Annotated in this window: 20 protein-coding genes; 11 read left to right on the forward strand and 9 right to left on the reverse strand. The window is 63.0% G+C overall.

The window, feature by feature from the left end; genetic code table 11:
- Nucleotides 1–26: 26 nt before the first annotated feature.
- The 4 genes from infB to rimP are packed head-to-tail and all read right to left on the reverse strand — an operon-like array spanning nucleotide 27 to nucleotide 6,012.
- Nucleotides 27–2,810: a translation initiation factor IF-2 gene (infB, locus tag LPB73_RS24995; RefSeq protein WP_231078566.1), complete on the reverse strand. Its 2,784-nt coding sequence runs from the start codon at nucleotides 2,808–2,810 to the stop codon at nucleotides 27–29.
- A gap of 9 nt (nucleotides 2,811–2,819) precedes the next feature.
- On the reverse strand, nucleotides 2,820–3,608 hold the full coding sequence (locus LPB73_RS25000; RefSeq protein ID WP_231078567.1) for an RNA-binding protein: 789 nt from the start codon (nucleotides 3,606–3,608) through the stop codon (nucleotides 2,820–2,822).
- A 16-nt stretch (nucleotides 3,609–3,624) separates the two neighbouring features.
- A complete protein-coding gene (nusA, locus tag LPB73_RS25005) occupies nucleotides 3,625–5,229 on the reverse strand; it encodes a transcription termination factor NusA (RefSeq protein ID WP_068734140.1) in 1,605 nt (534 codons plus the stop codon).
- Nucleotides 5,230–5,232: 3 nt separating this feature from the next.
- The gene (rimP, locus tag LPB73_RS25010) at nucleotides 5,233–6,012 is read right to left on the reverse strand and encodes a ribosome maturation factor RimP (RefSeq protein ID WP_093757899.1); all 780 of its coding nucleotides are present in this window, start codon (nucleotides 6,010–6,012) and stop codon (nucleotides 5,233–5,235) included.
- Between the two features lie 361 nt (nucleotides 6,013–6,373).
- On the opposite strand from rimP, the gene LPB73_RS25015 reads away from it, so the two are divergent.
- Nucleotides 6,374–7,477: a DUF2336 domain-containing protein gene (locus LPB73_RS25015; RefSeq protein WP_089266433.1), complete on the forward strand. Its 1,104-nt coding sequence runs from the start codon at nucleotides 6,374–6,376 to the stop codon at nucleotides 7,475–7,477.
- Here the strand turns inward: LPB73_RS25015 and LPB73_RS25020 are convergent.
- Nucleotides 7,454–8,407, reverse strand: coding sequence for a LysR family transcriptional regulator (locus tag LPB73_RS25020; protein ID WP_093757898.1), 954 nt, complete (start codon nucleotides 8,405–8,407; stop codon nucleotides 7,454–7,456). The two genes, LPB73_RS25015 and LPB73_RS25020, sit on opposite strands and share 24 nt — an antisense overlap.
- Nucleotides 8,408–8,525: 118 nt before the next feature.
- Here LPB73_RS25020 and LPB73_RS25025 point away from each other — a divergent pair, with 118 nt between their 5' ends.
- Nucleotides 8,526–9,527 (forward strand): aldo/keto reductase, encoded by a 1,002-nt coding sequence (locus tag LPB73_RS25025; protein WP_231078568.1) that lies wholly within the window; start codon nucleotides 8,526–8,528, stop codon nucleotides 9,525–9,527.
- A 65-nt stretch (nucleotides 9,528–9,592) separates the two neighbouring features.
- Here LPB73_RS25025 and LPB73_RS25030 read toward each other — a convergent pair whose 3' ends face one another.
- Nucleotides 9,593–10,393 carry a HesA/MoeB/ThiF family protein gene (locus LPB73_RS25030; protein ID WP_231078569.1) on the reverse strand — a complete coding sequence of 267 codons (801 nt, stop codon included), beginning with the start codon at nucleotides 10,391–10,393 and terminating at the stop codon, nucleotides 9,593–9,595.
- 234 nt (nucleotides 10,394–10,627) lie between these two features.
- On the opposite strand from LPB73_RS25030, the gene LPB73_RS25035 reads away from it, so the two are divergent.
- The 3 genes from LPB73_RS25035 to LPB73_RS25045 all read left to right on the forward strand — a co-directional run bounded on the left by LPB73_RS25035 (nucleotide 10,628) and on the right by LPB73_RS25045 (nucleotide 12,695).
- Nucleotides 10,628–11,989 carry a serine protease gene (locus LPB73_RS25035; protein WP_231078570.1) on the forward strand — a complete coding sequence of 454 codons (1,362 nt, stop codon included), beginning with the start codon at nucleotides 10,628–10,630 and terminating at the stop codon, nucleotides 11,987–11,989.
- A gap of 62 nt (nucleotides 11,990–12,051) precedes the next feature.
- A complete protein-coding gene (locus LPB73_RS25040; protein ID WP_175369421.1) occupies nucleotides 12,052–12,291 on the forward strand; it encodes an antitoxin in 240 nt (79 codons plus the stop codon).
- Nucleotides 12,292–12,305: 14 nt separating this feature from the next.
- Nucleotides 12,306–12,695, forward strand: coding sequence for a type II toxin-antitoxin system VapC family toxin (locus LPB73_RS25045; protein WP_120287747.1), 390 nt, complete (start codon nucleotides 12,306–12,308; stop codon nucleotides 12,693–12,695).
- Between the two features lie 20 nt (nucleotides 12,696–12,715).
- Here the strand turns inward: LPB73_RS25045 and LPB73_RS25050 are convergent, their stop codons facing one another.
- Nucleotides 12,716–13,393 carry a PilZ domain-containing protein gene (locus LPB73_RS25050; RefSeq protein ID WP_089266426.1) on the reverse strand — a complete coding sequence of 226 codons (678 nt, stop codon included), beginning with the start codon at nucleotides 13,391–13,393 and terminating at the stop codon, nucleotides 12,716–12,718.
- A 165-nt stretch (nucleotides 13,394–13,558) separates the two neighbouring features.
- A complete protein-coding gene (locus LPB73_RS25055) occupies nucleotides 13,559–14,356 on the reverse strand; it encodes a class I SAM-dependent methyltransferase (RefSeq protein WP_089266425.1) in 798 nt (265 codons plus the stop codon).
- Between the two features lie 182 nt (nucleotides 14,357–14,538).
- Between LPB73_RS25055 and rutA the strand changes: the two genes are divergently transcribed.
- Complete coding sequence (gene rutA, locus LPB73_RS25060; RefSeq protein ID WP_231078571.1) at nucleotides 14,539–15,639, forward strand: pyrimidine utilization protein A; 1,101 nt, start codon at nucleotides 14,539–14,541, stop codon at nucleotides 15,637–15,639.
- Between the two features lie 49 nt (nucleotides 15,640–15,688).
- Here the strand turns inward: rutA and mutM are convergent, their stop codons facing one another.
- Nucleotides 15,689–16,570: a bifunctional DNA-formamidopyrimidine glycosylase/DNA-(apurinic or apyrimidinic site) lyase gene (gene mutM, locus LPB73_RS25065; protein WP_231078572.1), complete on the reverse strand. Its 882-nt coding sequence runs from the start codon at nucleotides 16,568–16,570 to the stop codon at nucleotides 15,689–15,691.
- A 94-nt stretch (nucleotides 16,571–16,664) separates the two neighbouring features.
- Between mutM and ubiE the strand changes: the two genes are divergently transcribed.
- The 5 genes from ubiE (at nucleotide 16,665) to LPB73_RS25090 (ending at nucleotide 23,670) form a co-directional block, all read left to right on the forward strand.
- Nucleotides 16,665–17,426 (forward strand): bifunctional demethylmenaquinone methyltransferase/2-methoxy-6-polyprenyl-1,4-benzoquinol methylase UbiE, encoded by a 762-nt coding sequence (gene ubiE / locus LPB73_RS25070; RefSeq protein ID WP_231081248.1) that lies wholly within the window; start codon nucleotides 16,665–16,667, stop codon nucleotides 17,424–17,426.
- The gene (ubiB, locus tag LPB73_RS25075) at nucleotides 17,423–18,991 is read left to right on the forward strand and encodes a 2-polyprenylphenol 6-hydroxylase (protein WP_093757889.1); all 1,569 of its coding nucleotides are present in this window, start codon (nucleotides 17,423–17,425) and stop codon (nucleotides 18,989–18,991) included. The genes ubiE and ubiB overlap by 4 nt, the downstream gene beginning before the upstream one ends.
- A 61-nt stretch (nucleotides 18,992–19,052) precedes the next feature.
- Nucleotides 19,053–20,513, forward strand: coding sequence for a bifunctional phosphopantothenoylcysteine decarboxylase/phosphopantothenate--cysteine ligase CoaBC (gene coaBC, locus LPB73_RS25080; RefSeq protein ID WP_231078573.1), 1,461 nt, complete (start codon nucleotides 19,053–19,055; stop codon nucleotides 20,511–20,513).
- The gene (dut, locus tag LPB73_RS25085; RefSeq protein ID WP_231078574.1) at nucleotides 20,510–20,974 is read left to right on the forward strand and encodes a dUTP diphosphatase; all 465 of its coding nucleotides are present in this window, start codon (nucleotides 20,510–20,512) and stop codon (nucleotides 20,972–20,974) included. Before coaBC ends, dut begins: the two co-directional genes overlap by 4 nt.
- A 173-nt stretch (nucleotides 20,975–21,147) precedes the next feature.
- Nucleotides 21,148–23,670, forward strand: a complete 2,523-nt coding sequence (locus LPB73_RS25090; protein WP_231078575.1) for an ATP-binding protein — start codon at nucleotides 21,148–21,150, stop codon at nucleotides 23,668–23,670.
- Nucleotides 23,671–23,675: the final 5 nt, after the last annotated feature.

Genomic DNA, 23,675 nt, shown 5'->3' on the forward strand with positions numbered 1-23,675 from the left:
ATCCGGTCTCTCTGTAAGATTTGGACTTACAGGGAGCGCTGGATGGTCTCTACGCGGTAACACTCGATCACGTCGCCGGCGCGCATGTCGCCGTAGTTCTCGAACGCCATGCCGCATTCCTGGCCTGACGCCACTTCCTTCACTTCGTCCTTGAAGCGCTTCAGTGTCGACAGCTTGCCTTCGTGCACCACGACGTTGTCGCGGATCAGGCGCACATTCGCGCCGCGTTCCACGGTTCCGTCGGTGACGCGGCAACCCGCAACCTTGCCGACCTTCGAGATGTTGAACACTTCGAGGATCTGCGCATTGCCCAGCATGGTTTCGCGCAGTGTGGGCGCGAGCAGACCGGACATGGCTTTCTTCACGTCATCCACGAGATCGTAGATGATGTTGTAGTAGCGGATTTCGATGCCGTTGCGCTTGGCAGCAGCAGCGGCTTCCTTGTTGGCACGAACCGAGAAGCCGATGATGGCGGCGTTGAAGCCTTCCGCCAGCGTGACGTCCGATTCCGAAATGCCGCCGACGCCCGCATGCAGGATGCGCGCAGCGACTTCGTCGGTGCCGAGCTTCTCGAGCGAGCCGAGAATGGCTTCGAGCGACCCCTGCACGTCGGCCTTGATGATCAGCGGGAAGTCCTTGCGACCCGAGGTCTTCAGCTGGCTCATCATCTGCTCGAGCGAGCCGCGCATGCCATTGGTGGAGGCCGCGGACTTCTCACGCTTCTGATGCGCACGGTAGCCGGTGATTTCACGGGCTCGGGCTTCGTTCTCGACCACGGCCATACGATCGCCAGCTTCCGGCGGACCGTTGAAACCGAGCACTTCGACCGGCACCGACGGACCTGCCGCGGTCAGCGTCTCGCCCTGATCGGAGATCAGCGCGCGGACACGGCCCATTTCGGCGCCGGCCACGATGATGTCGCCGACCTTCAGGGTGCCGCGCTGAACCAGCACGGTCGCCACCGGACCACGGCCACGATCCAGCTTGGCTTCGATCACGGTACCTTCCGCCGGACGTTCCGAATTGGTCTTCAGGTCGAGAATATCGGCCTGCAGCGCGATCATTTCCAAGAGCTTGTCGAGGTTGGTCTTGTTCTTCGCCGACACTTCGACGTCGACCACGTCGCCGCCGAAGGATTCGACCTGCACGTCATGCTGCAGCAGTTCGGTGCGCACGCGCTCCGCCTTTGCATCGGGCTTGTCGATCTTGTTGATCGCCACGATCATCGGCACGCCGGCTGCCTTGGCGTGGTTGATGGCTTCGATGGTCTGCGGCATGACGCCGTCATCGGCCGCCACCACAAGGATGACGATATCCGTGACCTTGGCGCCGCGGGCACGCATCGCGGTGAACGCAGCGTGGCCTGGCGTATCGATGAAGGTGATCTTCTTGCCGCTCTCGGGCGACGTGACCTGATAAGCGCCGATATGCTGGGTGATGCCGCCGGCTTCGCCGGACACCACATTGGCATGACGCAACGCATCGAGCAGCGACGTCTTGCCGTGGTCGACGTGGCCCATGACTGTCACGACCGGCGAACGCGGCTCGGTATCGGTGGAATCGTCGACCTTGTCGAACAGACCTTCTTCAACGTCCGATTCGGCAACGCGCTTGACGGTGTGGCCCATTTCCTCGGCCACCAGCTGCGCGGTGTCGGCGTCGATGACGTCGTTGATCTTGTGGATCGCGCCCTGCTTCATGAGCAGACGGATAACGTCCACGGCGCGCTCGGCCATACGGTTGGCGAGCTCCTGAATCGTAATCGCTTCCGGGATCGTGACTTCGCGAACCAGCTTTTCCTTCGGCTCGTTCGACTGATGACCCTTCAGACGCTGGGTGCGGCGACGGAACGAGGCGATCGAACGCTCGCGCACGTCGCCGGCCGACAGCGCGGTGACCACGGTGAGACGACCGCGCTCCTTCTGCGGACCGGGCTTGGCAGTGGGCTTCGGCGCAATCACGGGGCGCGCAGCGCCGCCGGGACCACGGCGAATGACGCGTGGACCTTCATCCTCGTCGGTGCCGTCGGCAGCGACGCCGGGCGCACGCGCAGGCGTAGTTGAGGGGGCGCCGGGACGGGCCGTCGTCGTGGCCGGCTTGGCGGCCTTCGCATCGGCTTCAGCCTGACGGCGCTTGGCCTCGACTTCGGCGCGGCGCTTGGTTTCTTCTTCCTGGCGGTGACGCTCTTCCTCGGCCTTGCGACGGGCTTCGGCAGCTTCGCGCTCTTCCTGTTCCTTGAATTCCTTGGTGTTGCGGCGGGCAGCCTCGATCTCGGCGAGGCGACGCTCTTCCTGCTCGCGCACGCGGGCATCGGCCAGCGCGCTGGCGCGGGCATTGCGCTCTTCTTCGGTCAGGGTGCGGAGCACGACGCCCGAACCCGAACGGGCCGGAGGCTGCGGGCGCTGCGGTGCGCGCGACGGCGGCGCTGCGGGAGGCGGAGCGGAGCTGCGCCCTGCGGGAGAAGGTGCAGCAGTGCGGGAAGCCGGTGTGGCCGGTGCAGGCGCAGCAGCGCGCGCAACCGGCGCCGCGGGCGCAGCAGTTGCAGCGGGAGCCGCCGGCGCAGCAGCAACGGGAGCTGGTGCAGCAGTCTCGACAGGTGCGGGAGCAGCAGTTGCTGGCGCGGCGACAGGCGCAGCCGCGGGCGCATCGCCGGGCATACGGCGCTTGCCGCGCTTCTCGACCACCACCTGCTTGGTGCGGCCATGGCTGAAGCTCTGGCGCACAGTGCCCTGCTCGACGCGCGGCTTGAGCGTCAAGGTCTTGCTGGGAACGCTCAGAGTCTTGTCACCAGGCGTTTTCGTATCAACCATTCAGCAGTCCTAATCTTGTTGCGTTGTGCGCGGTCGCACAGTCGTCGAAGTTTCGATCAGCGAGATCGTTGGCGTCAGCGGCTCCGTCTCCGGCGCAGCAGTTGTCAGCGAAGCTTTGGCGCTTGCGTTGATGTCGTCGTCAGCCAGCCGGTATTGGACCAGAGTCTGGCTGCGCGACAGGAACGTTTTGCCCGCCGGGCCCGTAAGCACGGCAGCATGTATCACATTTGACCGCCCCAATGCCAAATCCAATTCATCGGAGCTTAAAACCGTAATGATCGGCAATTTCGGCGCGTCGTCGCCGGATTCCGCGTCAAATTCCACGCGTTGCCGGGCAACGCTGTCCAGTTTACGGATTCCGTCGGGGGCGCCGTTGGAGGCGTGGAGAAGAACACCGACCGTTCCGCGGCGCAGGGCGTCTTCGACCTTGGTGAAGCCGGAAACCACCTGACCGGCCTTGGCAGTTATGGCCAGCGCCTCGATGACGCCGCGCACCATGAGCTTGTCGGTGTCGTCGGCCAGGGTCGGCGACGCCTTGACCGCTTTCTTGAAGCCCTTGGCAAAAAGATTGCGCTTCGCCGCCTCGGTCACCGCCTTGCGGGAGGCCGTGACCCAGAGGCCGCGGCCGGGAAGCTTGCGCTTCAGATCCGGGATCGCCTCGCCCGTGGGCGCGACGACGAACCGGATCAGTTCATCGATCGAGCGCACGCTCCGCGTAACCACGCACATCCGCATCGTCCCGGGCTTGGTGCTCCGGGGGCCGTTGTCCAGATCTGCTTGGTCAGCAATGGCGAGCATGCGCGTGGCATTGTCCTTACGCTTCTTCGGTGGCGTCGAGCGGCGCACCCTTGTCGAGATCGGCCTGGGTGATCCAGCCGGCCACGACGCGGGCCTGCATGATCAGATGCTCGGCGTCCTCACGCGAAATTTCGCTGGCATCGAGAATGCCCGGGTGCTTGGTCGGCTCGGAGCCTTCCTTGCGTTCGGTCCAGCCCACCAGATCGTCAGTGGCGCAGCCGGCAAGATCCTCGACGGTCTTGATGTCGTTTTCGCCGAACTTGACCATCATCTTGAGGGTCACGCCCGGAACGTCCTTCAAAGCGTCTTCCACACCCAGTTCCTTACGTTTGCCTTCGAGTTCAGCTTCGAGCTGCTCGAGGTATTCACGTGCACGGCTCTGCAATTCGGCCGCTGTTTCGTCGTCGAAGCCCTCGATGCCCGACAGTTCCTTGGCATCGACCATCGAAAGTTCTTCCACCGAGGTGAAACCTTCCGACGCGAGCAGCTGACCGACGACTTCGTCGACGTTCAGCGCTTCCATGAAGACGCGCGTGGAATTTTCGAAATCGGCCTGGCGACGTTCGGATTCTTCCTGCTCGGTCAGGATGTCGATATCCCAGCCGGTCAGCTGCGAAGCCAGGCGCACATTCTGGCCGCGACGACCGATCGCAAGGGATAGCTGGTTATTCGTGTCGGGAACGACAACCTCGATGCGCTCACGATCTTCATCGATCACGACTTTCGAGACTTCTGCCGGCGCCAGCGCGTTCACCACGAAAGTGGCGATATCCGGCGACCATGGAATGATGTCGATCTTCTCGCCCTGCAGCTCGTTGACCACGGCCTGCACGCGGGAACCACGCATACCGACGCAGGCGCCGACCGGATCCACCGACGAGTCGCGCGAGATCACGCCGATCTTGGCACGCGAACCGGGATCGCGGGCCACGGCCTTGATCTCGACGATACCGTCATAGATTTCAGGCACTTCCTGCGCAAACAACTTGGCCATGAACTGCGGATGGGTGCGCGACAAGAAGATCTGCGGACCGCGGGTCTCGCGGCGCACGTCGAACACATAGGCGCGAACGCGGTCGCCGTTGCGGAACACTTCGCGCGGCAGCATCTCGTCGCGACGCACGATGGCTTCGCTGCGGCCGAGATCGACGATCACCGAACCGTATTCGACGCGCTTGACGATGCCGTTGACGATCTCGCCGATGCGATCCTTGAATTCCTGGTACTGCCGGTCACGCTCGGCTTCGCGCACCTTCTGCACGATGACCTGCTTGGCGGACTGCGCGGCGATACGGCCGTATTCCAGCGGCGGCAGCGTGTCGGCGATGGTGTCGCCGATCTGCGCACCCGGATTGGCGCGCTGCGCATCAAACAGCGAGGTCTGGAAAGACGAATTCTCGACGTCCTCTACCACCAGCATGTGGCGGGTCAGAGAGAGCTGGCCGGTCTTGGGATGAATCTCGGCATGCACATCGGTCTCGGAACCGTAACGCGCGCGGGCCGCTTTCGCGATCGCCTCTTCCATCGCCTGGATGACGATGTTGCGGTCGATCGATTTTTCGCGCGCGACGGCGTCGGCGATCTGCAGCAGTTCGAGTTTATTGGCGCTGACAGCGGCCATAGCTCATTCTCCTTCGATGGGATCGATTTCGCCTCGGCGCGCACGGTCGGCGGCCAGACGATGTTCTTTGGTATTCTTCGGCAAAGGCTTCTTGGTAGCTTTCGCGACCTTGAGTTTTGGCTTCGGCGCAAAGCTCTTTTTCGGATCGCTGCGCTTGGCATGCGGTGCCGGCGGCGGCGCGAGACCGAGCTCCCGCTTGAGATCAAGCTCGGCGTGCTTGCCGCGGCGCATGGACTCGGCGATCAGCTCGTCGGTCAACACCAGGCTGGCATTGGAGATATCTTCCAGCGGCAACCGCGTGATGGGGTCCTCGCCGTCGCGGGCGCCTTCCCGATCGATCAGTACGACGTCGCCTTCGATAGCGCCGAGCAGGCCACGGAAGCGTTTGCGGCCGCCGACAGCGACAGCCATCTCGATCTTAACCAGATAGCCATGATAGCGCTCGAAATCAGAGCGCCGGACCAGCGGACGATCGATGCCGGGCGAGGAAATTTCGAGGCGATAGGCGCGCTGGATCGGATCGGCGACGTCCATCACCGGCGACAGCGCGTGTGAGATCGCCTCGCAGTCCTCGACCAGCATGGTGCCATCCGGCCGCTCCGCCATGATCTGCACGGTGCAACCGAGCTCGCCGGAAATTTTGATCCGCACCAGCCGGTAACCGAGGTTTTCAAGTACGGGCGTGGCGACTGCCGATACCCGCGCCGCAGCACCCGGCTCGATCACCAGGCGCGGCTCGGAAAGCAGCTCGGTATCAACGGTTTCTGGGTTTTGGTCGGTCATGTCCAGGATCGAAGTATTCCGGTTGGAGGATGTCTGAATGCGCGTGCAGCCTGCAGAAGTGTATCGCGTCGGGCTTTCGGCCTTTTTGGACCCGGGCGAGCCCCGCCGGATTATGGCCAAGGTCCGTTCAGGTAATAAAAAAGAGCGGGTCCCGAGGGGCCCACTCTCAAACGCGATCGTATGAGAACCTAATAAGTTGTGGGCGATATAGCCCTTTTCCGGCGCCCCGGCAAGGCCGCAGTGGCTGCCCCGCAATATTTCTGCAACCCGCGGTAGCCCAATCCTGCGGACTAACCGTTCCTTCATCAACCCCATCTAGGGTGCCCCAGCCTTTCCGTATGGTGGTGTTGAGTATTTTTTGATGGCTGAGGCGAAATCGCTCATTCCCGGGCTGGAGAACATCGTCAGAGATGGCGATCCCAAGCGGCGCGGCGAAGCGGTGCGTAAGATTTCCGAGCTTTTCCTAAGGGGCGCATCCCGTTTTCAACCGGCACATGTCGATCTGTTCGACGGCGTTCTGACGAGTCTGGTTCCACAAACCGAGGTCGAAGCACGCACAGAGCTGGCCGAACGGCTGTCCGATCTCGTCAACGCACCGCCGCAACTGGTGGCCTTGCTCGTCCGCGATGACGAGATCCTGATCGCCGGGCCGCTGTTGCGCCGCTCACCCTTGATCGACGAACCGACACTGGTCGACATCGCCAAGGCCCAGGGCCAGTCGCATCTGCTGGCGATCTCCGATCGCTCGACGCTGACCCCGCGCATTACCGACGTGATCGTCCGCCGCGGCGACCGCGACGTGATCCGCCGGGTCGCCGGCAATGCCGGTGCCGCTTTCTCGCAACTTGGCTATACCGGCCTCATTCGCCGCGCCAGCGATGATGGCGCCCTCGCCGTCACGGTCGGGCAACGCGACGATCTCGCGCCAGAACAACTCAAACACCTGTTGGCACAGTCGGTCGAGGTCGTTCGCCGTCGGCTGTTCGACGCCGCCGCCCCCCAACTGCGCAACGCGATCAACCGCGCGATGCAAGACATCACCGGTACGCCGACGCATCTGGCCGTCACCCGCGACTTCGCCACCGCGCAGCGTGCCATTCGCAAGCTCCACCAGGCCGACGAGCTGGACGAAGGCGCTTTGTTGCGCTTTGCCCGCGCCCATCAATATGAGGAAACCGCCGCCGCCCTCGCCGCTCTGTCGGGCGTGCGGATCGGGACCATCGACCAGCTCCTCAAAGGCGACCGCGACGATCCGATGCTGATCCTCGGCAAATCGATCGGGATTTCCTGGGCCACCGTCCGCGCCCTGATGACGCTACGTCTCGGCCCCGGCCGTTCGCCTGCCGCCGCCGATGTCGAGGAAGCCCGACAGAATTTCGAGCGCCTGGTGCCTGCCACGGCACAGCGCGTGCTGACCTTCTGGCAGACCCGCGAGACCGCCTCAGCGATCCCCCTGCCGCTCTGATCCACTGGGGTTCTCCGGGGCCGCAGCCCGCCGCTCCCGTTTGCGCCACTCCGCCACAAAACTCACGAACGCCGCCAAAGCCGGCGGCGGCTGCCGACGACTTGGATAATACAGGAACGGCCCCGGGAATGGCGGCAGCCAGTCCTCCAGAACGCTGACCAACCTCCCGGTCGCGAGGTCGTCCCGCACATAGCCCTCAAACACCGCGTAAAAGCCAAGTCCGTCCCGGGCCGCTTCCAGCCCGAGCCGGGAATAACTCGCCAGCAGCGGCCCCCGCGGCGGTATCCGGACCACCTGGCCGTCCTTTTCGAACTCCCATTCCGGGATAGAACCGTTGTCGAAACGCGTTCTGATGCAGCAATGCTGCAGCAATTGCTGCGGTGCAATAGGTCGCCCATGCTGCGCAATATATTGCGAAGAAGCCACCATCACGAAGCGTTGCGGTGGCCCCAGCGAGACCGCGATCATGTCCTGCGCCAGATCCTCGCCATAACGAATGCCGGCGTCGAACCCCTTGGCGACGATGTCGATCAATGACGTCTCGGCAACGATCTCAAGCTCAACCTGCGGATATTGCTGCAGAAATGGCGTAACCATCGGCGCCACCACGATATCGATGGCTGGTGCTGGACCGTTGATCCTGAGGCGCCCAGACGGCACATCACCGAAATCGCGAACTTGCTGCAGCGCAGCATGGACATCGCCCATGGCCGGTGCGATTTTGCGCTGCAGCAATTCTCCGGCTTCGGTAAGCGCAACACTGCGCGTTGTGCGATGCAGCAAACGAACGCCAAGCCGCTCTTCCATGTCGCGCAGTCGCTGGCTCAGGCTGGACACCGAGACGTGGGTCTCTACTGCAGCCCGCCGGAAATTCCGGGTCCGGGCCACCGCCAGAAAGGCCGCCAGATCGCGCAGATCGAGATCGCTCATTGTTCGACAGAGTGAACAAGCCTTTCGGGATTGTCCAGCTTATCGGATCAATGGAGCGGGCTCATATCGGGGCGGCAGCGGCAAAGGATCGGTCCGGCCGCCTTCTGGGAGAACCACCATGAAACACCTTCAACTCGGAAAGACTGGCCCCACAGTGGCCGCGCTCGGCCTCGGCTGCATGGGCATGTCGGATGTCTACGGCCCGGCCGACCGAGGCGAAAGCATCGCCACCATCCACGCCGCGCTGGAGGCCGGCGTCACCCTGATCGACACCGGTGACTTCTACGCCATGGGCCACAACGAACTCCTGATCGCCGAAGCCCTGCGCGGCCGCAGCCGCGACAGCCTGCAGCTTTCGGTCAAATTCGGCGGTATGCGCGATCCCGCCGGGGCCTTCATGGGCTTCGACAACCGCCCGATAGCGATCAAGAATTTCGTGGCCTATTCGCTGGTGCGGCTCGGCGTCGAGGTCATCGACATCTACCGCCCCGCGCGGCTCGACCCCAATGTACCCATCGAGGACACCGTCGGCGCCATCGCCGACCTGATCAAGGCCGGCTACGTCAAACATATCGGCCTCTCCGAAGTCGGCTCCGAGACCATCCGCCGTGCCCACAAAGTACATCCCATCACCGACCTGCAGATCGAATATTCGCTGATCTCGCGCGGTATCGAGGATGACATCCTGCCGACCTGCCGCGAGCTCGGCATCGGCATCACGGCTTACGGTGTGCTCTCGCGCGGCCTGATCGGTGGCCACTTCACCAAGAACGGCATGAACGCGAGGGACTATCGCAGCCACAGCCCACGCTTCAGCGCTGCGAATATCGATCGGAATCTGGCTCTGGTCGACAAAATCCGCGCTGTCGCCGACGACATCGGCGCTTCGGTCGCACAGGTCGCCATCGCCTGGGTCGCCGCACAGGGCCAGGATATCCTGCCCGTGGTCGGTGCCCGCCGACGGGATCGGCTCACTGAAGCGCTGGGATCGCTGGATGTGAAACTCACGCCCGCGCATCTCAGGGCGCTGGCGGAGGCGATCCCGGCCGATGCGGCAGCCGGCGGCCGTTATCCGGACGAGCACTTGGCGCATATGGACAGTGAAAAGAAGCGGGCGTGAGACGCGAAGACGCTAGTGGCCTCCCTCCCCCAAGCGCAGCGCAGTGGGGAGGGACAAGAAGCGCCTCACAAATACGCGCTCAAATCCCTGATGCTCGGTGCATCCCCGTTCAGCGGATTCGCCGGATCGCGCCCGTAACGCAGCGTCTCGAAGCGCATGTTGCGGGCGTCGATCATCAGCAGACGCCCGACCAGCCCTTCACCAAAGCCCACGATCTCGCGGATCGCTTCCAGCGCCATCATCGAGCCAACCATACCGGCCAGCGCACCCATGACGCCGGCTTCCTGGCAACTGGGAACCGTGCCCGGCGGCGGCGCTTCGGGAAACAGGCAGCGATAGGTCGGATTCAATGCGCCTGACGCGTTGGTCTCATGGGCACGGATCGTGGTCAGCGAGGCATCGAAAGTGCCGAGCGCCGCGGAGATCAATGGCTTCTTTGCGAGATAGCAGGCATCCGACAGCAGATAGCGCGTGGTGAAATTGTCAGAACCATCGAGCACGATGTCGTAGCCCGACAACAGCGTCATCGCATTGGCTGCATTGAGCCTGACGGCATGGCCGATAAATCTGACATGCGGATTGAGCGCATGGATCTTTGCGGCAGCGCTGTCGGTCTTCAGCGCGCCGATATCCGGCGTTGCGTGAATGACCTGCCGCTGCAAATTCGACAGTGATACCGTGTCGTCGTCGACCACACCGAGCGTGCCGATGCCCGCGGCCGCCAGATACATCAGCGCCGGTGCGCCAAGCCCGCCGGCGCCGATCACCAGCACTTTCGCGCCCTGCAGCGCGGTCTGGCCGGGACCACCGACCTCGCGCAACACAATGTGACGCGCATAGCGCTCGAGTTCATCGGCATTCAGCATCGCAATAGTCGCTCCAAACTCCGACCCTCATCCTGAGGAGCGCGCTTCTTGCGCGCGTCTCGAACCATGAGATGAACAGCTCATCCTTCGAGACGGCGCTGAAGAAGCGCCTCCTCAGGATGAGGCCACAGATCAGGTCCCGCATTGTCGTGAACCCTTCCCGCGCTGTCACCGACCCACGAGATGTGCTTAATTCCACCGAAATCAATCACCAGCTTCAAGACCGGACATGTCATGAGATCGATGCTTTCAGCAACATTGATGATCGTGGCAGCCTCTGCGGCTCACGCACAGGTGCAGGCGACGCCTCCCGCGGTGCAGGGCGTCAAACCCAAACCCGTCACCACCACACCGATCCGCCCGGCGCTGCAGACCCCTGCCGACACCGCCAATGCCATGGCGCAGGCCGAGCGGCTGGGGATCCAGTCAGATCTCGCTTGGACCGGGCAATATAACGGCGCCATTACCGGCGAGGTCTCGGATCGCATGGTCAATGCGATCAAGACGTTCCAGAAGGACAACGGCGCCAAGCAAACGGGCGTCCTGAACCCGCAGGAGCGCGATCTGCTGCGCGCCGCAGCGAAGAAACTTCAGGACAATGTCGGCTGGAAAATGGTCACCGACATGGTGACCGGCGCACGGCTTGGCATTCCCGGCAAGCTGGTGCCGCAGCAGGTCTCCGACGCGAACGGCAGCAAATGGTCGTCCTCCACCGGCACGATCCAGATCACGCTGGCGCGCCGCAAGGAGGACGCACCATCCACCGCGAAACTCGCCGAGGCCGAGCGCAAGGAGCCCGGTCGCAAGATCGACTATCAGGTCGTCAAGCCGGATTTCTTCGTGCTGTCCGGCCTGCAGAACCAGAAGAAGTTCTACATCCGCGGCCAGTTCAAGGACTCGGAAGTCCGCATCCTCTCGATCTTTTACGATCAGGCCACCGAAGGCACGATGGAGCCGGTGGTGATTGCGATGTCGTCAGCCTTCAACGCATTCCCGACCGGCGCACAGGCGATGGGCCCGCCGCCGCGCAAGAAGGTCGAATATGCCAGCGGAATCGTCGTGAGCGATGACGGCGCCATCGTCACCGATCGCCAAGCAGTCGATGGCTGCATGTCCATTGTCGTCGCTGGTTACGGCAATGCCGACAAAGTCGCCGAGGACAAGGTGCGCGATCTCGCATTGCTGCGCATCTATGGCGCGCGCGAGCTGAAGCCGCTGTCGCTTGGCGCTGGCGCAGCGAAGCCCCATCTCGATCTCGTAGGGATCGCCGATCCGCAAAACCAGGGCGGCGGCGCAGCCGTCACCAGCGTGAAGGCGTCCACCACGCCGGTCGGCACCGGCAGCGAACTGGCCCTCTCACCCGCACCGGGGTTCGGTTTTTCCGGCGCAGCCGCCATCGACAGCGACGGCAAATTTGCGGGCCTCGCGCAGTTGAAGCCACTGCTCGTTGCCGGCCCGCCGAATGCGGCACCGCTGGCGGCGCTGGTGCCCGCGGAACTCGTGCTGAATTTCGTGAAAGCGAATGGCGTGAGCGCGAACAGCAGCTCGACCGATGCCAAGGCCGCGATGGTGCGCGTGATCTGCGTGCGGAAGTAGTTTTTCCGCTGGAAATTAGCTCTCTTTTGGCCTATGCTTAAGCATATGCCACGGAGGTGCCGATGACCGACTCCCGTCACGTCAGGCTATTTCGTAACGGTCGCAATCAGGCGGTCCGCATTCCCGTTGAATTCGAGTTACCGGGTGACGAAGCTGTCATGCACCGCGACGGCGACAGGCTCGTAATCGAGCCCGTACGCAAGCGCGGCCTGCTGGCATTGCTTGATACGATGGAGCCATTCACAGAAGAATTTCCGGACGTCGATGCAGGCCTGCGCCCGCTACGGGACATCAAGCTGTGAGCACACCACGCTACATGCTTGATACAAACGTCGTCTCGGATCTGATCCGAAATCCGGCGGGTCGTGTAGCCAAGAGAATTCGTAAACTCGGCGCCGAGGGATTTTGCGTCAGCATCATTACGTCCGCCGAATTGCGGTTCGGATGCGCCAAACGTAATTCACCGCGGCTCACGCAACTCGTAGAGCAGGTGCTGAATGAGCTCGATATCCTGCCGCTGGAAAGTCCGGCCGACACCGAATACGCCCGCATTCGCCACGACCTTGAAAAGAAGGGCGTCCCCATCGGCCCGAATGACCTGCTGATCGCGGCTCACGCTTGCGCCGTCGATGCCACGCTGGTGACTGCGAATGCGAAAGAATTCAAACGGGTGAGCGGTCTGAAAGTCGAGAACTGGCTGTCATAGGCAACCGCCTGTCCGATGCTCTAGTCCACTTCCTCGTACATCGAATCCATCTGCGCCGCGAACGGCGTTGCGCGCGGCGGCGGCGCGGCAGGGGCGCGGATGATCCGGCGTTCGAGCTGTTCGCGGTTCTGCTGCTCGACGAATTTCACTGCGAATCCGCCCTGGAGATGGCGCACCACGCGGCCGACGCAGGCGCCGACGGCGAGCGGCGTTCCGACCTCCGGCTGCACATCGGCCGAGATCGCGGCGCCGGACACGGACATGTCGATGACGAAGCAGTTCTTCATACTGCCGTCGGCGAAGGTCAGCATGGAATGCGGGCTCGCGGGAATGAGGCGGGCCTGCTTGCGCTCCTCGCGCACCGTAGGGTCTTTCTGGAATTTCTCCAGCCAGGTCAGCTTGTCCGAGAGCTTCTGACGCATCGGCGGCGTCATGTTGAGTTCGAGCAGGAAGCTGCCGGAGATGGTGTCGCTGATGCGGCCTTCGAGCTGACCGAAATCGCCGAAATAAGGCGTGATGCGATCGCCGATACGACCCACCACCGGCACATCGACAATCATCCGGAACGGCGAGACGCGGCTGGTCCGGCAGGCAAAGCTGCGCGGATTGCCTGCGGAATCCAGCCAGTTCGACAGCGTATATTGCCCGCTGACGACAACGTTGACGGCCCGCTGCTTGAGGAATTTTTCGACGGACACAGGTTCATCCTCTACGGTACATTTCCACCACCATAGAAAACCCAACCACGCCAGCATTTGCGCCCGCCTTGGTTATTGCGTTACTTATATACCCCTTCAAGTTGAGGAAATATTACCGGCAAAATCCCGGCGATTGGCGCTATGGAAGCCAGAGGCTTCTCTGCCTCAGCCGGGCACCCGCCCCTTGATGGCATTGGCGCGGGCACTGCAGGTGATACGGCCGGTTGCATCCTCCGAAAGTCCCGTCCGGACGCGCGATTTGAGCTGCGCAATCTCCTCCGGCGTCATCACCGTCAGAGCTGCCTTCACCGATGGCCCTGCGGACGAGGCCGACCAGAAGTCGTCGAAATCGGTGAAGGCACGGGTGACATCGATCACGCGGGTTTCGACGTCCACCAGGCCGGCGGAGGTCCACAGCGACTGCATCACGTCGAGGCGCGATGCATCCACGCTCGGCGGAAGCGACGGCATCTGGCCCATCTTCAGCAATTCACCAAGGATCGGCTGCAGCGGGAAGCCGCCGCCATCCATATCCCACGCATAGGCGGCCACCGTGCCGCCGGGTGACACGACACGCACCATCTCCGCAACGCCCTTCGACGGCTCCGGCACGAAGAAGATCACCAGCGCCATCACGGCGACATCGAAGGACTTGTCGGAAAACGGCAGTGCCATTGCGTCGCCCAGATGAAACGCCGCCATCGCAGCACCCGGCCGCGTCCGCGCATAGGCAAGCTGCGGCTCCGAGGGATCGATGCCGTCGATCACCGACGGCGCATGGCGCTCGGCGATCAGCTGCGTGAAGGCGCCGTTGCCGCAGCCGACATCGACCCAGGCAAGACCCGGCTTTGGCGCCACCCAATCCAGAAAGACCTCGCCGGCGCTGCGGCTCCAGACGCCCATCATCCGCTCATAGGACGCGCCGTCATTGAAGCGGATGGAGGGAGACGATGCGTCGGTCATGGGGAGTCCTCAATACGGTGTTGGCAGCAGATCATGGCCGGAAATGCCGGGCGCGCAACCACGTTGCCTTCACGGTGGGATCGGCGCGATGCGCACACATCGGCACGGTTGTTGCTTGGTTTATCGCAAGCAGAACAGTTCGCGACGTCCCGAGGCGTCACCCTGTTACAGAGGAGAGCGAGATGAAGGTCGGCGTATTCATTCCAATCGGGAACAATGGCTGGTTGCTCTCTGAAAATGCCCCGCAATACATGCCGACTTTCGACCTCAACAAGGAGGTGACGCTAAAAGCCGAACATTACGGACTCGATTTTGTGCTCTCGATGATCAAATTGCGTGGCTTCGGCGGGAAAACCGAATTCTGGGATCACAATCTGGAATCCTTCACCTTGATGGCCGGGTTGGCCGCAGTGACCAAGCGAATAAAACTGTTCGCCACGGCAGCGACGCTCGTGATGCCTCCCGCGATTGCCGCTCGCATGGCTGTGACCATCGATTCGATTTCACACGGCCGCTTCGGCCTCAATCTCATCACCGGATGGCAACGTCCCGAATATTCGCAAATGGGGCTTTGGCCGGGCGACGAGTATTTTGCGCGTCGCTACGAATATCTTTCAGAATATGTCGAGATTCTCCGCGAGCTTTGGCAGACCGGCGCCTCGGATCGCAAAGGCGAATTCTTCCAGATGGAAGACTGCCGCGTCAGCCCGCGGCCGCAAGCCGATATGAAGATCATTTGCGCCGGCCAGAGCGGCGCCGGAATGGCCTTCTCCGCAAAATACGCCGACTACAATTTCTGCTTCGGCAAGGGCATCAACACCCCGACCGATTTTGCGCCCGCCGCCGAACGGCTGATCGAGGCTACGCGGGATACCGGCCGCTACGTCACGACCTATGTCCTGTTCATGGTGATCGCGGCCGAGACCGACGAAGCCGCGTTCGCAAAGTGGGAGCACTACAAAGCCGGCGTGGATCACGAAGCGGTCGCCTGGCTGGGCGTACAGGGTGCCGTCGACACCAAGTCCGGCAAGGACACCAACATCCGCCAGATGGCGGACCCCACATCAGCGGTCAACATCAACATGGGAACATTCGTCGGCTCTTTCGCAAATGTCGCCCGCATGCTCGACGACGTCGCCACCGTGCCGGGCACCGAGGGCGTGTTGCTCACCTTCGACGATTTCGTCCAGGGCGTTGAAAACTTCGGACAGCGCATTCAACCCTTGATGACATCGCGCAAGGGAGTGGCAGAGGCCGCAGCCGCCGCGTTGAAGGACATGTAACTGTCGATATCAAACAACGAGTCGCCGACAAGGCCGGCCCGACGCGGTGTTACCTCTGACACTTCGGGCACCAGAAGGTCGACCGCCCATTCTGCACGAAACGTTTCACGATGCCCTCGCAGCCATCGGTCTGGCACGGCTCGCCTTCGCGGTCATAGACCTGAAACGAATGCTGGAAGTAGCCAAGCTCGCCGTCGGTCTGGCGGTGATCGCGCAGCGACGAGCCGCCGGCCTTGATGGCTTGGTTCAGCACCTCGTGGATTGCCGTGACCAGTCGTCTGGAATGATCGGTCGGCTCGCCCTTCTTGGTCGCCAGTGTCGCGGCCAGCCGCCGCGGCGACAAATGCGACCGAAACAGCGCTTCGCAGACATAGATGTTGCCGAGGCCCGCGACGACGCGCTGATCGAGCAGCGCGGCCTTGAGGCTGGTCTTCTTGCCTGCGGTGGCGCCGGCCAGCATCGCCGCATCGAAGGCGTTGCCCAGCGGCTCGGGCCCGATGTCCTTCAGGAACGGCTCGTTCTCGATCTCGCTGCGCGCAAAGATCTTCATGAAACCAAAACGGCGGGGATCGTTGTAGATCACCGACGGACCCGACGACATATGGAAGACGACGTGATCATGGGCCCGCTCGTCGCTGCGCGGATGATGGAAGGCGCCGGGCATCACGTTATTTTCATCGGAGACCACCCGGAAAGAGCCTGACATGCCCAAATGCATCAGTAGTACGTCGCCGGAATCCAGATCCGCCAGCAGATATTTGGCGCGGCGGCCAAGGCTGGTGATTACCCGGCCCTGCAACCTGCCGGCAAAATCCGGCTGAAACGGAAAACGCAGGTCTTTTCGCCTGAGATCCAGACGGGTGATCTTCGACCCCTCCATGGCCGGCTGCAGGCCCCGGCGGACGGTCTCGACTTCGGGTAATTCAGGCATGATTCACGTCATTCACCTTGAGAGGCTGACGTGATAGCCCCATTGCCGCAGGCGCGCTATGGTCCGCCGCGATGAGGCTTTTGAGATGAAAACGATGGATCAGCCGGGCGAAACCACCCATTTCGGCTTCAGGGACGTCCCCGTAGGCGACAAGCAGACGCTGGTGAACGATGTGTTCCACAGCGTGGCCCGGCGCTACGACCTGATGAACGATCTGATGTCCGGCGGCATGCATCGCGTCTGGAAGGACGTGATGATTAACCAGCTCAACCCGCCACGCTCGGACGCGCCGTTTGCCCTGCTCGATGTCGCCGGCGGCACCGGCGACATTTCCTTCCGCGCCGCCAAGGCGTCGGGCCTCGGCTTCTCGGCGACGGTCTGCGACATCAACACCGGCATGCTCGATGTCGGCCGCGAGCGCGCCATTTCCCACCATCTCGAACATCAGGTCTCCTTCGTCGAGGGCAATGCAGAAGAGTTGCCATTCGCCGACAAGAGCTATGACGCCTATACGATCGCCTTCGGCATCCGCAACGTGCCGCGCATCGACCGCGCGCTCGCTGAGGCCTATCGCGTGCTGAAGCCGGGCAGCCGTTTTCTCTGTCTCGAATTCTCGACCGTGGATGTGCCCGGCCTCGACAAGATCTATGACCTGTTTTCGTTCAAGGTCATCCCGCCGCTCGGCAAGGCCGTCACCGGCGATTCCGAATCCTATCAGTATCTCGTCGAATCGATCCGCAAGTTTCCGAAGCCGCCAATTTTCGCCGACATGATCCGCGAGGCCGGCTTCTCCCGCGTGAAATACGAACTCCTCTCGGGCGGCATCGTCGCGCTGCATTCGGGCTGGCGTTTGTGATCTCTGCACTCAATCATATGGCGCGGCTGGCCCGCGCCGGTTTCGTGTTTGCGCGCGAAGGCGTGTTCGGCGTCGTCGATCCCTCGCTGGTGCCGCCGCCGGGACAGCTCGCGCTACGCATGGCGCGGCTCATTGAGCGGCCCGGCGCGAAATCGGGCGCGCGGCTGTCGCGCGCGCTGACCCGGCTGGGACCTGCCTATCTCAAGCTCGGCCAGTTTCTCGCGACACGACCCGACGTGGTCGGCGTCGCCATGGCGCGCGATCTCGAAAGCCTGCAGGACCGGCTTCCGCCGTTCTCCCTGACCGAAGCCGAAGGTGTCGTCGCCGCTTCGCTGGAGCGCCCTGTGGCGCAGCTCTATGCGAGCTTCAGTCCGCCGGTCGCCGCGGCCTCGATCGCACAGGTGCATCGCGCCGAGATCGACAAGGATGGTGTCCGCAAGGTCTACGCCGTGAAAGTGCTGCGCCCGAATGTCGCCGCGCAATTCCGCCGCGACCTCGGCGATTTCGCTTACGTCGCCCACAAGGCCGAAGAGCATTTTTCCGAAGCGCGGCGCCTTCGCCTGATCGAGATCATCACCACCATGTCGCGCTCGGTGGCGATGGAGATGGATCTTCGGCTCGAAGCCGCAGCACTCTCCGAGATGGCGGAGAACACCCGCAACGATTCGGATTTCCGCGTGCCGGAAGTGGACTGGGATCGTACCTCGCACAATGTGCTGACGATGGAATGGATCGACGGCATCGCGCTGAACGATCACAAGGGCCTGGAAGAATCCAACGTCGATCTGCCGGACCTTGGCCGCAAGGTGATCCAGAGCTTCCTGCGCCATGCGCTGCGTGACGGCTTCTTCCATGCCGACATGCACCCCGGCAATCTGTTCCTCGATCCTGACGGCCGCCTCGTCGCCGTCGACTTCGGCATCATGGGCCGGCTCGGTCTGAAGGAGCGCCGCTTCCTCGCGGAGATTCTGCTGGGCTTCATCACCCGCAACTATCGCCGCGTCGCCGAAGTCCACTTCGAGGCCGGCTATGTGCCCGGTCACCATTCAGTAGAAAATTTCGCGCAGGCGATCCGTGCCATCGGCGAGCCGATTCACAATCGCACGGCCGAAGAAATCTCGATGGCCAAGCTGCTGACGCTGCTGCTTGAGGTCACCGGCCTCTTTGATATGCGCACGCGGCCGGAATTGATCCTGCTGCAGAAGACCATGGTCGTGGTCGAAGGCGTCGCGCGAAGCTTCGATCCCAAGCTCGACATCTGGAAGGTCGCCGATCCCGTCGTCCGCGAATGGATCGAGCGCAATCTCGGCCCATTGGGCAAGATTCAGGGTGCGCTCGCCGGCGCCGGCGAACTCGGCAAGGTCGCCGGCAGTCTGCCGGCCCTGGCAACACGGGCGCTGACGGTGCTGGAACAGTTGGAGACCATGACCCGCGACGGCGTCAGGCTCGACGACGCGACCATCGCCGCCATCGCGCGGGCACGGGCCAAGCAGCTCCGCTGGCGCACGGTTGGCGTCTGGGTGATCGCCCTGTCGTTTCTGGGACTGCTGCTCTCGATTCGCTAAGACTGATTGCAGTGCCGGCATTTTATGCTAGCATTGCCATCAGAATAGCGCGAGACGCCTCATGGCCAGCCTGACGATCCGCAAGCTCGACGACTCCATTCGCGATGAATTGCGGCTGCGTGCCGCCCGCAACGGACGGTCGGTTGAGGACGAGGTGCGGGTCATTTTGCGCCAGGCGTCGCAAGACGGCCTCACGACTGACGCAAGAGCTCCGCAAGACGCGCCAGGCCCCGAAAACTCACCTAGGCCCTTGAAAAACATCGGCGATCAGCTCCGCGTCACGCTGATCATCGGCGGCGGCATCGCGGCCTATAAATCACTCGATCTGATCCGCCGGCTGAAGGAGCGGCAGATCCATGTCCGCGTGGTACTGACCCGCGCCGCGCAGCAATTCGTCACGCCGCTGGCCGCCAGCGCGCTGTCCAACGAGCGCGCCTATACCGACCTGTTCGATCCACAGAGCGAATTCGATGCCGGGCATATTCGCCTTGCGCGTGAATGCGATCTCATTGTTGTGGCACCTGCGACGGCGGACTTGATGGCGAAGATGGCCAATGGCCTTGCCGATGATCTGGCCTCTGCGATTCTCCTGGCCACCGACAAACCGATCCTGATCGCGCCGGCGATGAATCCGCTGATGTGGAATAACGCCGCGACGCGCCGCAACGTCGCGCAATTGCAGCGTGACGGCGTAAGAATGATCGGGCCGAATGCCGGCGAGATGGCCGAACGCAACGAAGCCGGCATCGGCCGCATGGCGGAACCGACCGAGATCGCGATTGCCGCTCACACATTCCTGCGGCCACCCATGCCGAAGCCACTGGCCGGCAAGCGCGTGCTGATCACTGCGGGCCCGACGCATGAGCCGATCGATCCGGTGCGCTACATCGCCAATCGCTCGTCCGGCAAACAGGGCTATGCGATTGCCGCCGCGGCACGGGCAGCAGGCGCCGAGGTCATTCTCGTGTCGGGCCCGGTCGATCTCGACGAGGTGCCGGGCGTGTCGATGACGCATGTCGAATCCGCGCGCGAGATGCTCGCTGCGGTTCAGGCGGCACTGCCCGTCGACATCGCGATCTTCGCCGCGGCCGTGGCCGACTGGCGCGTCGTCAATGAAGGCGCCCAGAAGCTGAAGAAGACCGCCGGTGCTGCGATGGCGCCGCTGCAGCTCACGGAAAATCCCGACATCCTCGCGACGATCTCGAAACTCCCCGAACATCGTCCACCCCTGGTGATCGGTTTCGCCGCCGAAACCGAGCACCTGATCGACAACGCCAAAGCCAAGATCGCGCGCAAGGGCTGCGACTGGATCGTCGCCAATGACGTATCGCCCGCCACCGGCATCATGGGTGGCGACAACAATACAGTGCATCTACTGACGCGCAGCACGGACAGCGCGGATATCGCCGTTGATTCGTGGGCGCCGATGAGCAAGGAACAGGTCGCGACGACCCTGGTCGCGCGAATCGCCGACGCGGTGACATCAAATAAATCGACGCAATCCACGAAAGACCAATCATGAGCGCTGCCATCCCCGTTCAGGTCGACGTCCAGCAGCTCCCGCATGGCGCTGGCCTCGCGCTACCGGCCTATCAGACCGCGCATGCTGCCGGCCTCGATCTGCTCGCCGCGGTTCCCGAAGACCAACCGATGATTCTCGCCAGCGGCAAATATGCGCTGGTGCCGACCGCGCTGACCATCGCGCTGCCGCCGGGCTTTGAGGCGCAGGTGCGCCCGCGCTCGGGCCTTGCCGCCAAGCACGGCATCACCGTGCTGAATTCACCGGGCACCATCGACGCCGATTACCGCGGCGAGATTGGCGTGCTGCTGATCAATCACGGCCCCGCGGATTTCACGATCAAACGCGGCGAGCGAATCGCCCAGATGGTGATCGCGCCGGTCACGCATGCGGAACTTGTGGTAGTCGCGGCGCTCAGCGAGACCGAACGCGGCAGCGGTGGCTTCGGATCCACCGGCCGCTAGCGCGTATTTCGTCACATCGCGCAGCATTTGAATCAAACACGCCTGCATTTTTTAACCGGGGACTCTGCGTTCACGGTCTGGACTCTTACCCGGCGACTCCCGAAGCGGATATTGTCGAACGATTCGCGATCGGTGAGGGGCTGGTCGGGAAGACGTGCGGTTTGGGGCGAATGATGTCAGGCGTGATCGCGGCGATGCGTCGGACCTTGCTGTCGTGCACTTCCATAGTGCGCGACGGGCTTGTCGGCATCAGTGCGTCTGCACTTCTGGCCACCTCCTCGGCGTCGGCCGCTGACGCACCCTTCATTACCCAGACGCTCGCCAATCTACTCGATCTCAATCGCCAGGAAATCGCCGCGCTGACGACCGCCACAGCGGTGCTCGGCTTCTCCGTCGTTTCCGCCATCCTGTTGATGCACAATCGTATTCGCTCGGCCAAGACCGAGGCGAAGCTGCGCGCGGAGCTACATACGCTGCAGGTCGAATCCGACCGCTTTCGCGCCCTGCTGTTCACTGAGCCGCAGGTTCTGATCGCCTGGGCCGCAGGCGAAACCCGTCCCGATATCTCCGGCGACACCGCATTGATGATGTCGCAGGACCCGCAGCAGCATCAGCCGCAGCGCATTCTCGCGTTCGGAACATGGCTGCCGCCGGAACCCGCGCTGCGGATGGATCACGCCGTCGACGCACTGCTCGATGCCGGCGAAGGCTTTGTGCTGAATCTGACGACCTCGAGCGGCCGCGCCATCGAGGCGATGGGTCGCGCCATCGGCGGTCAGGCCATTGTCCGGATTCGCGAATTGAGCGGTTTGCGCCGCGAGCTCGCCGAAGTCTCGCTGCGTCACAAGGAACTCGCGGAAGAAGCCGAAATTCTCCGCGGCTTCGCCAATGCCGCGCCATGGCCGATCTGGGCCAAGCAGGCCGATGGCCGATTGAGCTTCGTCAATGCGGCCTATGCGCGTGCGACTGAAGCGACTGATACGGGCGATGCGGTCGGTCGCAACCTGGAACTGCTGGATAGCGATGACCGCAGCAGTCTGGCGCGTGCGCTGAACGACAACCAGCCATTTGCCGCGCGTGTGCCGATCGTGATCTCCGGTGAACGCCGCATCTTCGACGTCCACGCCGCCAAGGTCGCCAGCGGCAGCGCCGGCATGGCCATCGACGCCAGCGAGGCTGCCGCGCTATCAGCCGCCTTGGTGCGGATGGCCGAAGCGCATCGCCGCACGCTCGATCAACTGTCGTCGGGCGTCGCCGTATTCGACGGCCAGCGCCGCCTCGCCTTCTACAACGACTCCTATCGCCGGCTGTGGGATCTCGACCGCACCTTCCTCGATGGCAATCCCGACGATTCCAGTGTGCTCGACCGTCTCCGTGCTGCGCGAAAACTGCCGGAGCAGCCCGACTTCCGCGCCTGGAAGGCCAAGCTGCACGAGGCCTATCGTGCCGTCGAAGCCCATAAAGACGTCTGGTATCTGCCGGATGGTCGCGCGCTCTCGATCGTCACCACGCCGAATCCCGAGGGCGGCGTCACCTATCTGTTCGACGATGTCACCGAGAGCCTCGAACTGGCACGGCGCTTCGATGGCCTGATCCGTGTTCAGCGCGAAACGCTCGACAATCTTGCCGAAGCCGTCGCCGTGTTTGGCAGCAACGGCCGCGCGCAACTGTTCAATCCGGCTTTTGCCAAGATGTGGAAGCTGTCGGACGAAGCGCTGGAGCAGCGTCCGCATATTGAAATGGTCGAAACCTGGTGCCGGCCATTGTTCGACGACACTCCGACATGGCAGGCGATCCGCAGCGCGATTACCGGGATCGACAATCGCAAGTCTGTTCCGCTCAAGCTCGAGCGCAAGGACGGCAGCGTGCTGGCCTGCATGACCATGCCGCTGCCCGACGGCGCGACCATGCTGACCTTCCAGGACATTTCGGACGCCGAGAATGTCGAGCGCGCGCTGCGCGAGCGTAACGAGGCGCTGGAGACGGCCGACCAGATGAAGGTGGATTTCGTCCACCACGTCTCCTACGAACTGCGCTCGCCGCTGACCACGATCATCGGCTTCGCGCATCTGCTCAGCGATCCCGTGACCGGCCCGTTGATGCCGAAGCAGGCCGAATATCTCGATTACATCACCACCTCGACCGGCGCGCTGCTGGCGATCATCAATAATATTCTGGATCTCGCCACCATCGATGCCGGCGCGATGACGCTGAATCTCGGCCCGATCGATATCCGCAAGACCATCTCGGCGGCGGCCGAAGGCATTCAGGATCGCCTGGTGCGCGACCGCATCGCGCTGCGGATCGACGTCGACCCCGCCATCGGCAGCTTTACCGGCGACGAAAGCCGCGTTGTGCAGGTGCTGTACAATTTGCTCGCCAATGCCGTCGGCTTCTCGCCGCATGATGCTGCAATCACGCTGACCGCGCGACGATCCGAACACACCATCACCTTCACCGTCACCGATCGCGGCCCCGGCATTCCGCCCGAGGTGAAGGACAAGGTGTTCGACTGGTTCGAAAGCCACGCCAATGGCTCGCGTCATCGCGGCGCAGGACTCGGCCTGTCGCTGGTGCGCTCCTTCGTCGAGTTGCATGGCGGCAAGGTTCGCGTCGATTCCGCAGTCGGCAAGGGCACCACCGTCAGCTGCGACTTCCCCATCGACCAGACCGCGCATCGCAACGCTGCCGAATGAGCGAA

It is taken from the genome of Tardiphaga sp. 37S4 (assembly GCF_021044645.1).
GTDB lineage: Bacteria > Pseudomonadota > Alphaproteobacteria > Rhizobiales > Xanthobacteraceae > Tardiphaga > Tardiphaga robiniae.

What these genes read in the sequence shown, in the direction of transcription:
- LPB73_RS25030 (WP_231078569.1), bottom strand. Translation starts at nt 10,393, where the DNA reads ATGCTGAATGCCGATGAACTCGAGCGCTATGCGCGTCACATTGTGTTG.
- dut (WP_231078574.1), top strand. Translation starts at nt 20,510, where the DNA reads ATGAGCGCTGCCATCCCCGTTCAGGTCGACGTCCAGCAGCTCCCGCAT.
- nusA (WP_068734140.1), bottom strand. Translation starts at nt 5,229, where the DNA reads ATGGCCGCTGTCAGCGCCAATAAACTCGAACTGCTGCAGATCGCCGAC.
- LPB73_RS25000 (WP_231078567.1), bottom strand. Translation starts at nt 3,608, where the DNA reads ATGCTCGCCATTGCTGACCAAGCAGATCTGGACAACGGCCCCCGGAGC.
- LPB73_RS25015 (WP_089266433.1), top strand. Translation starts at nt 6,374, where the DNA reads ATGGCTGAGGCGAAATCGCTCATTCCCGGGCTGGAGAACATCGTCAGA.
- LPB73_RS25045 (WP_120287747.1), top strand. Translation starts at nt 12,306, where the DNA reads ATGCTTGATACAAACGTCGTCTCGGATCTGATCCGAAATCCGGCGGGT.
- rimP (WP_093757899.1), bottom strand. Translation starts at nt 6,012, where the DNA reads ATGACCGACCAAAACCCAGAAACCGTTGATACCGAGCTGCTTTCCGAG.
- LPB73_RS25090 (WP_231078575.1), top strand. Translation starts at nt 21,148, where the DNA reads ATGTCAGGCGTGATCGCGGCGATGCGTCGGACCTTGCTGTCGTGCACT.
- LPB73_RS25025 (WP_231078568.1), top strand. Translation starts at nt 8,526, where the DNA reads ATGAAACACCTTCAACTCGGAAAGACTGGCCCCACAGTGGCCGCGCTC.
- infB (WP_231078566.1), bottom strand. Translation starts at nt 2,810, where the DNA reads ATGGTTGATACGAAAACGCCTGGTGACAAGACTCTGAGCGTTCCCAGC.
- coaBC (WP_231078573.1), top strand. Translation starts at nt 19,053, where the DNA reads ATGGCCAGCCTGACGATCCGCAAGCTCGACGACTCCATTCGCGATGAA.
- LPB73_RS25020 (WP_093757898.1), bottom strand. Translation starts at nt 8,407, where the DNA reads ATGAGCGATCTCGATCTGCGCGATCTGGCGGCCTTTCTGGCGGTGGCC.
- mutM (WP_231078572.1), bottom strand. Translation starts at nt 16,570, where the DNA reads ATGCCTGAATTACCCGAAGTCGAGACCGTCCGCCGGGGCCTGCAGCCG.
- LPB73_RS25055 (WP_089266425.1), bottom strand. Translation starts at nt 14,356, where the DNA reads ATGACCGACGCATCGTCTCCCTCCATCCGCTTCAATGACGGCGCGTCC.
- LPB73_RS25035 (WP_231078570.1), top strand. Translation starts at nt 10,628, where the DNA reads ATGAGATCGATGCTTTCAGCAACATTGATGATCGTGGCAGCCTCTGCG.
- LPB73_RS25040 (WP_175369421.1), top strand. Translation starts at nt 12,052, where the DNA reads ATGACCGACTCCCGTCACGTCAGGCTATTTCGTAACGGTCGCAATCAG.
- rutA (WP_231078571.1), top strand. Translation starts at nt 14,539, where the DNA reads ATGAAGGTCGGCGTATTCATTCCAATCGGGAACAATGGCTGGTTGCTC.
- ubiE (WP_231081248.1), top strand. Translation starts at nt 16,665, where the DNA reads ATGGATCAGCCGGGCGAAACCACCCATTTCGGCTTCAGGGACGTCCCC.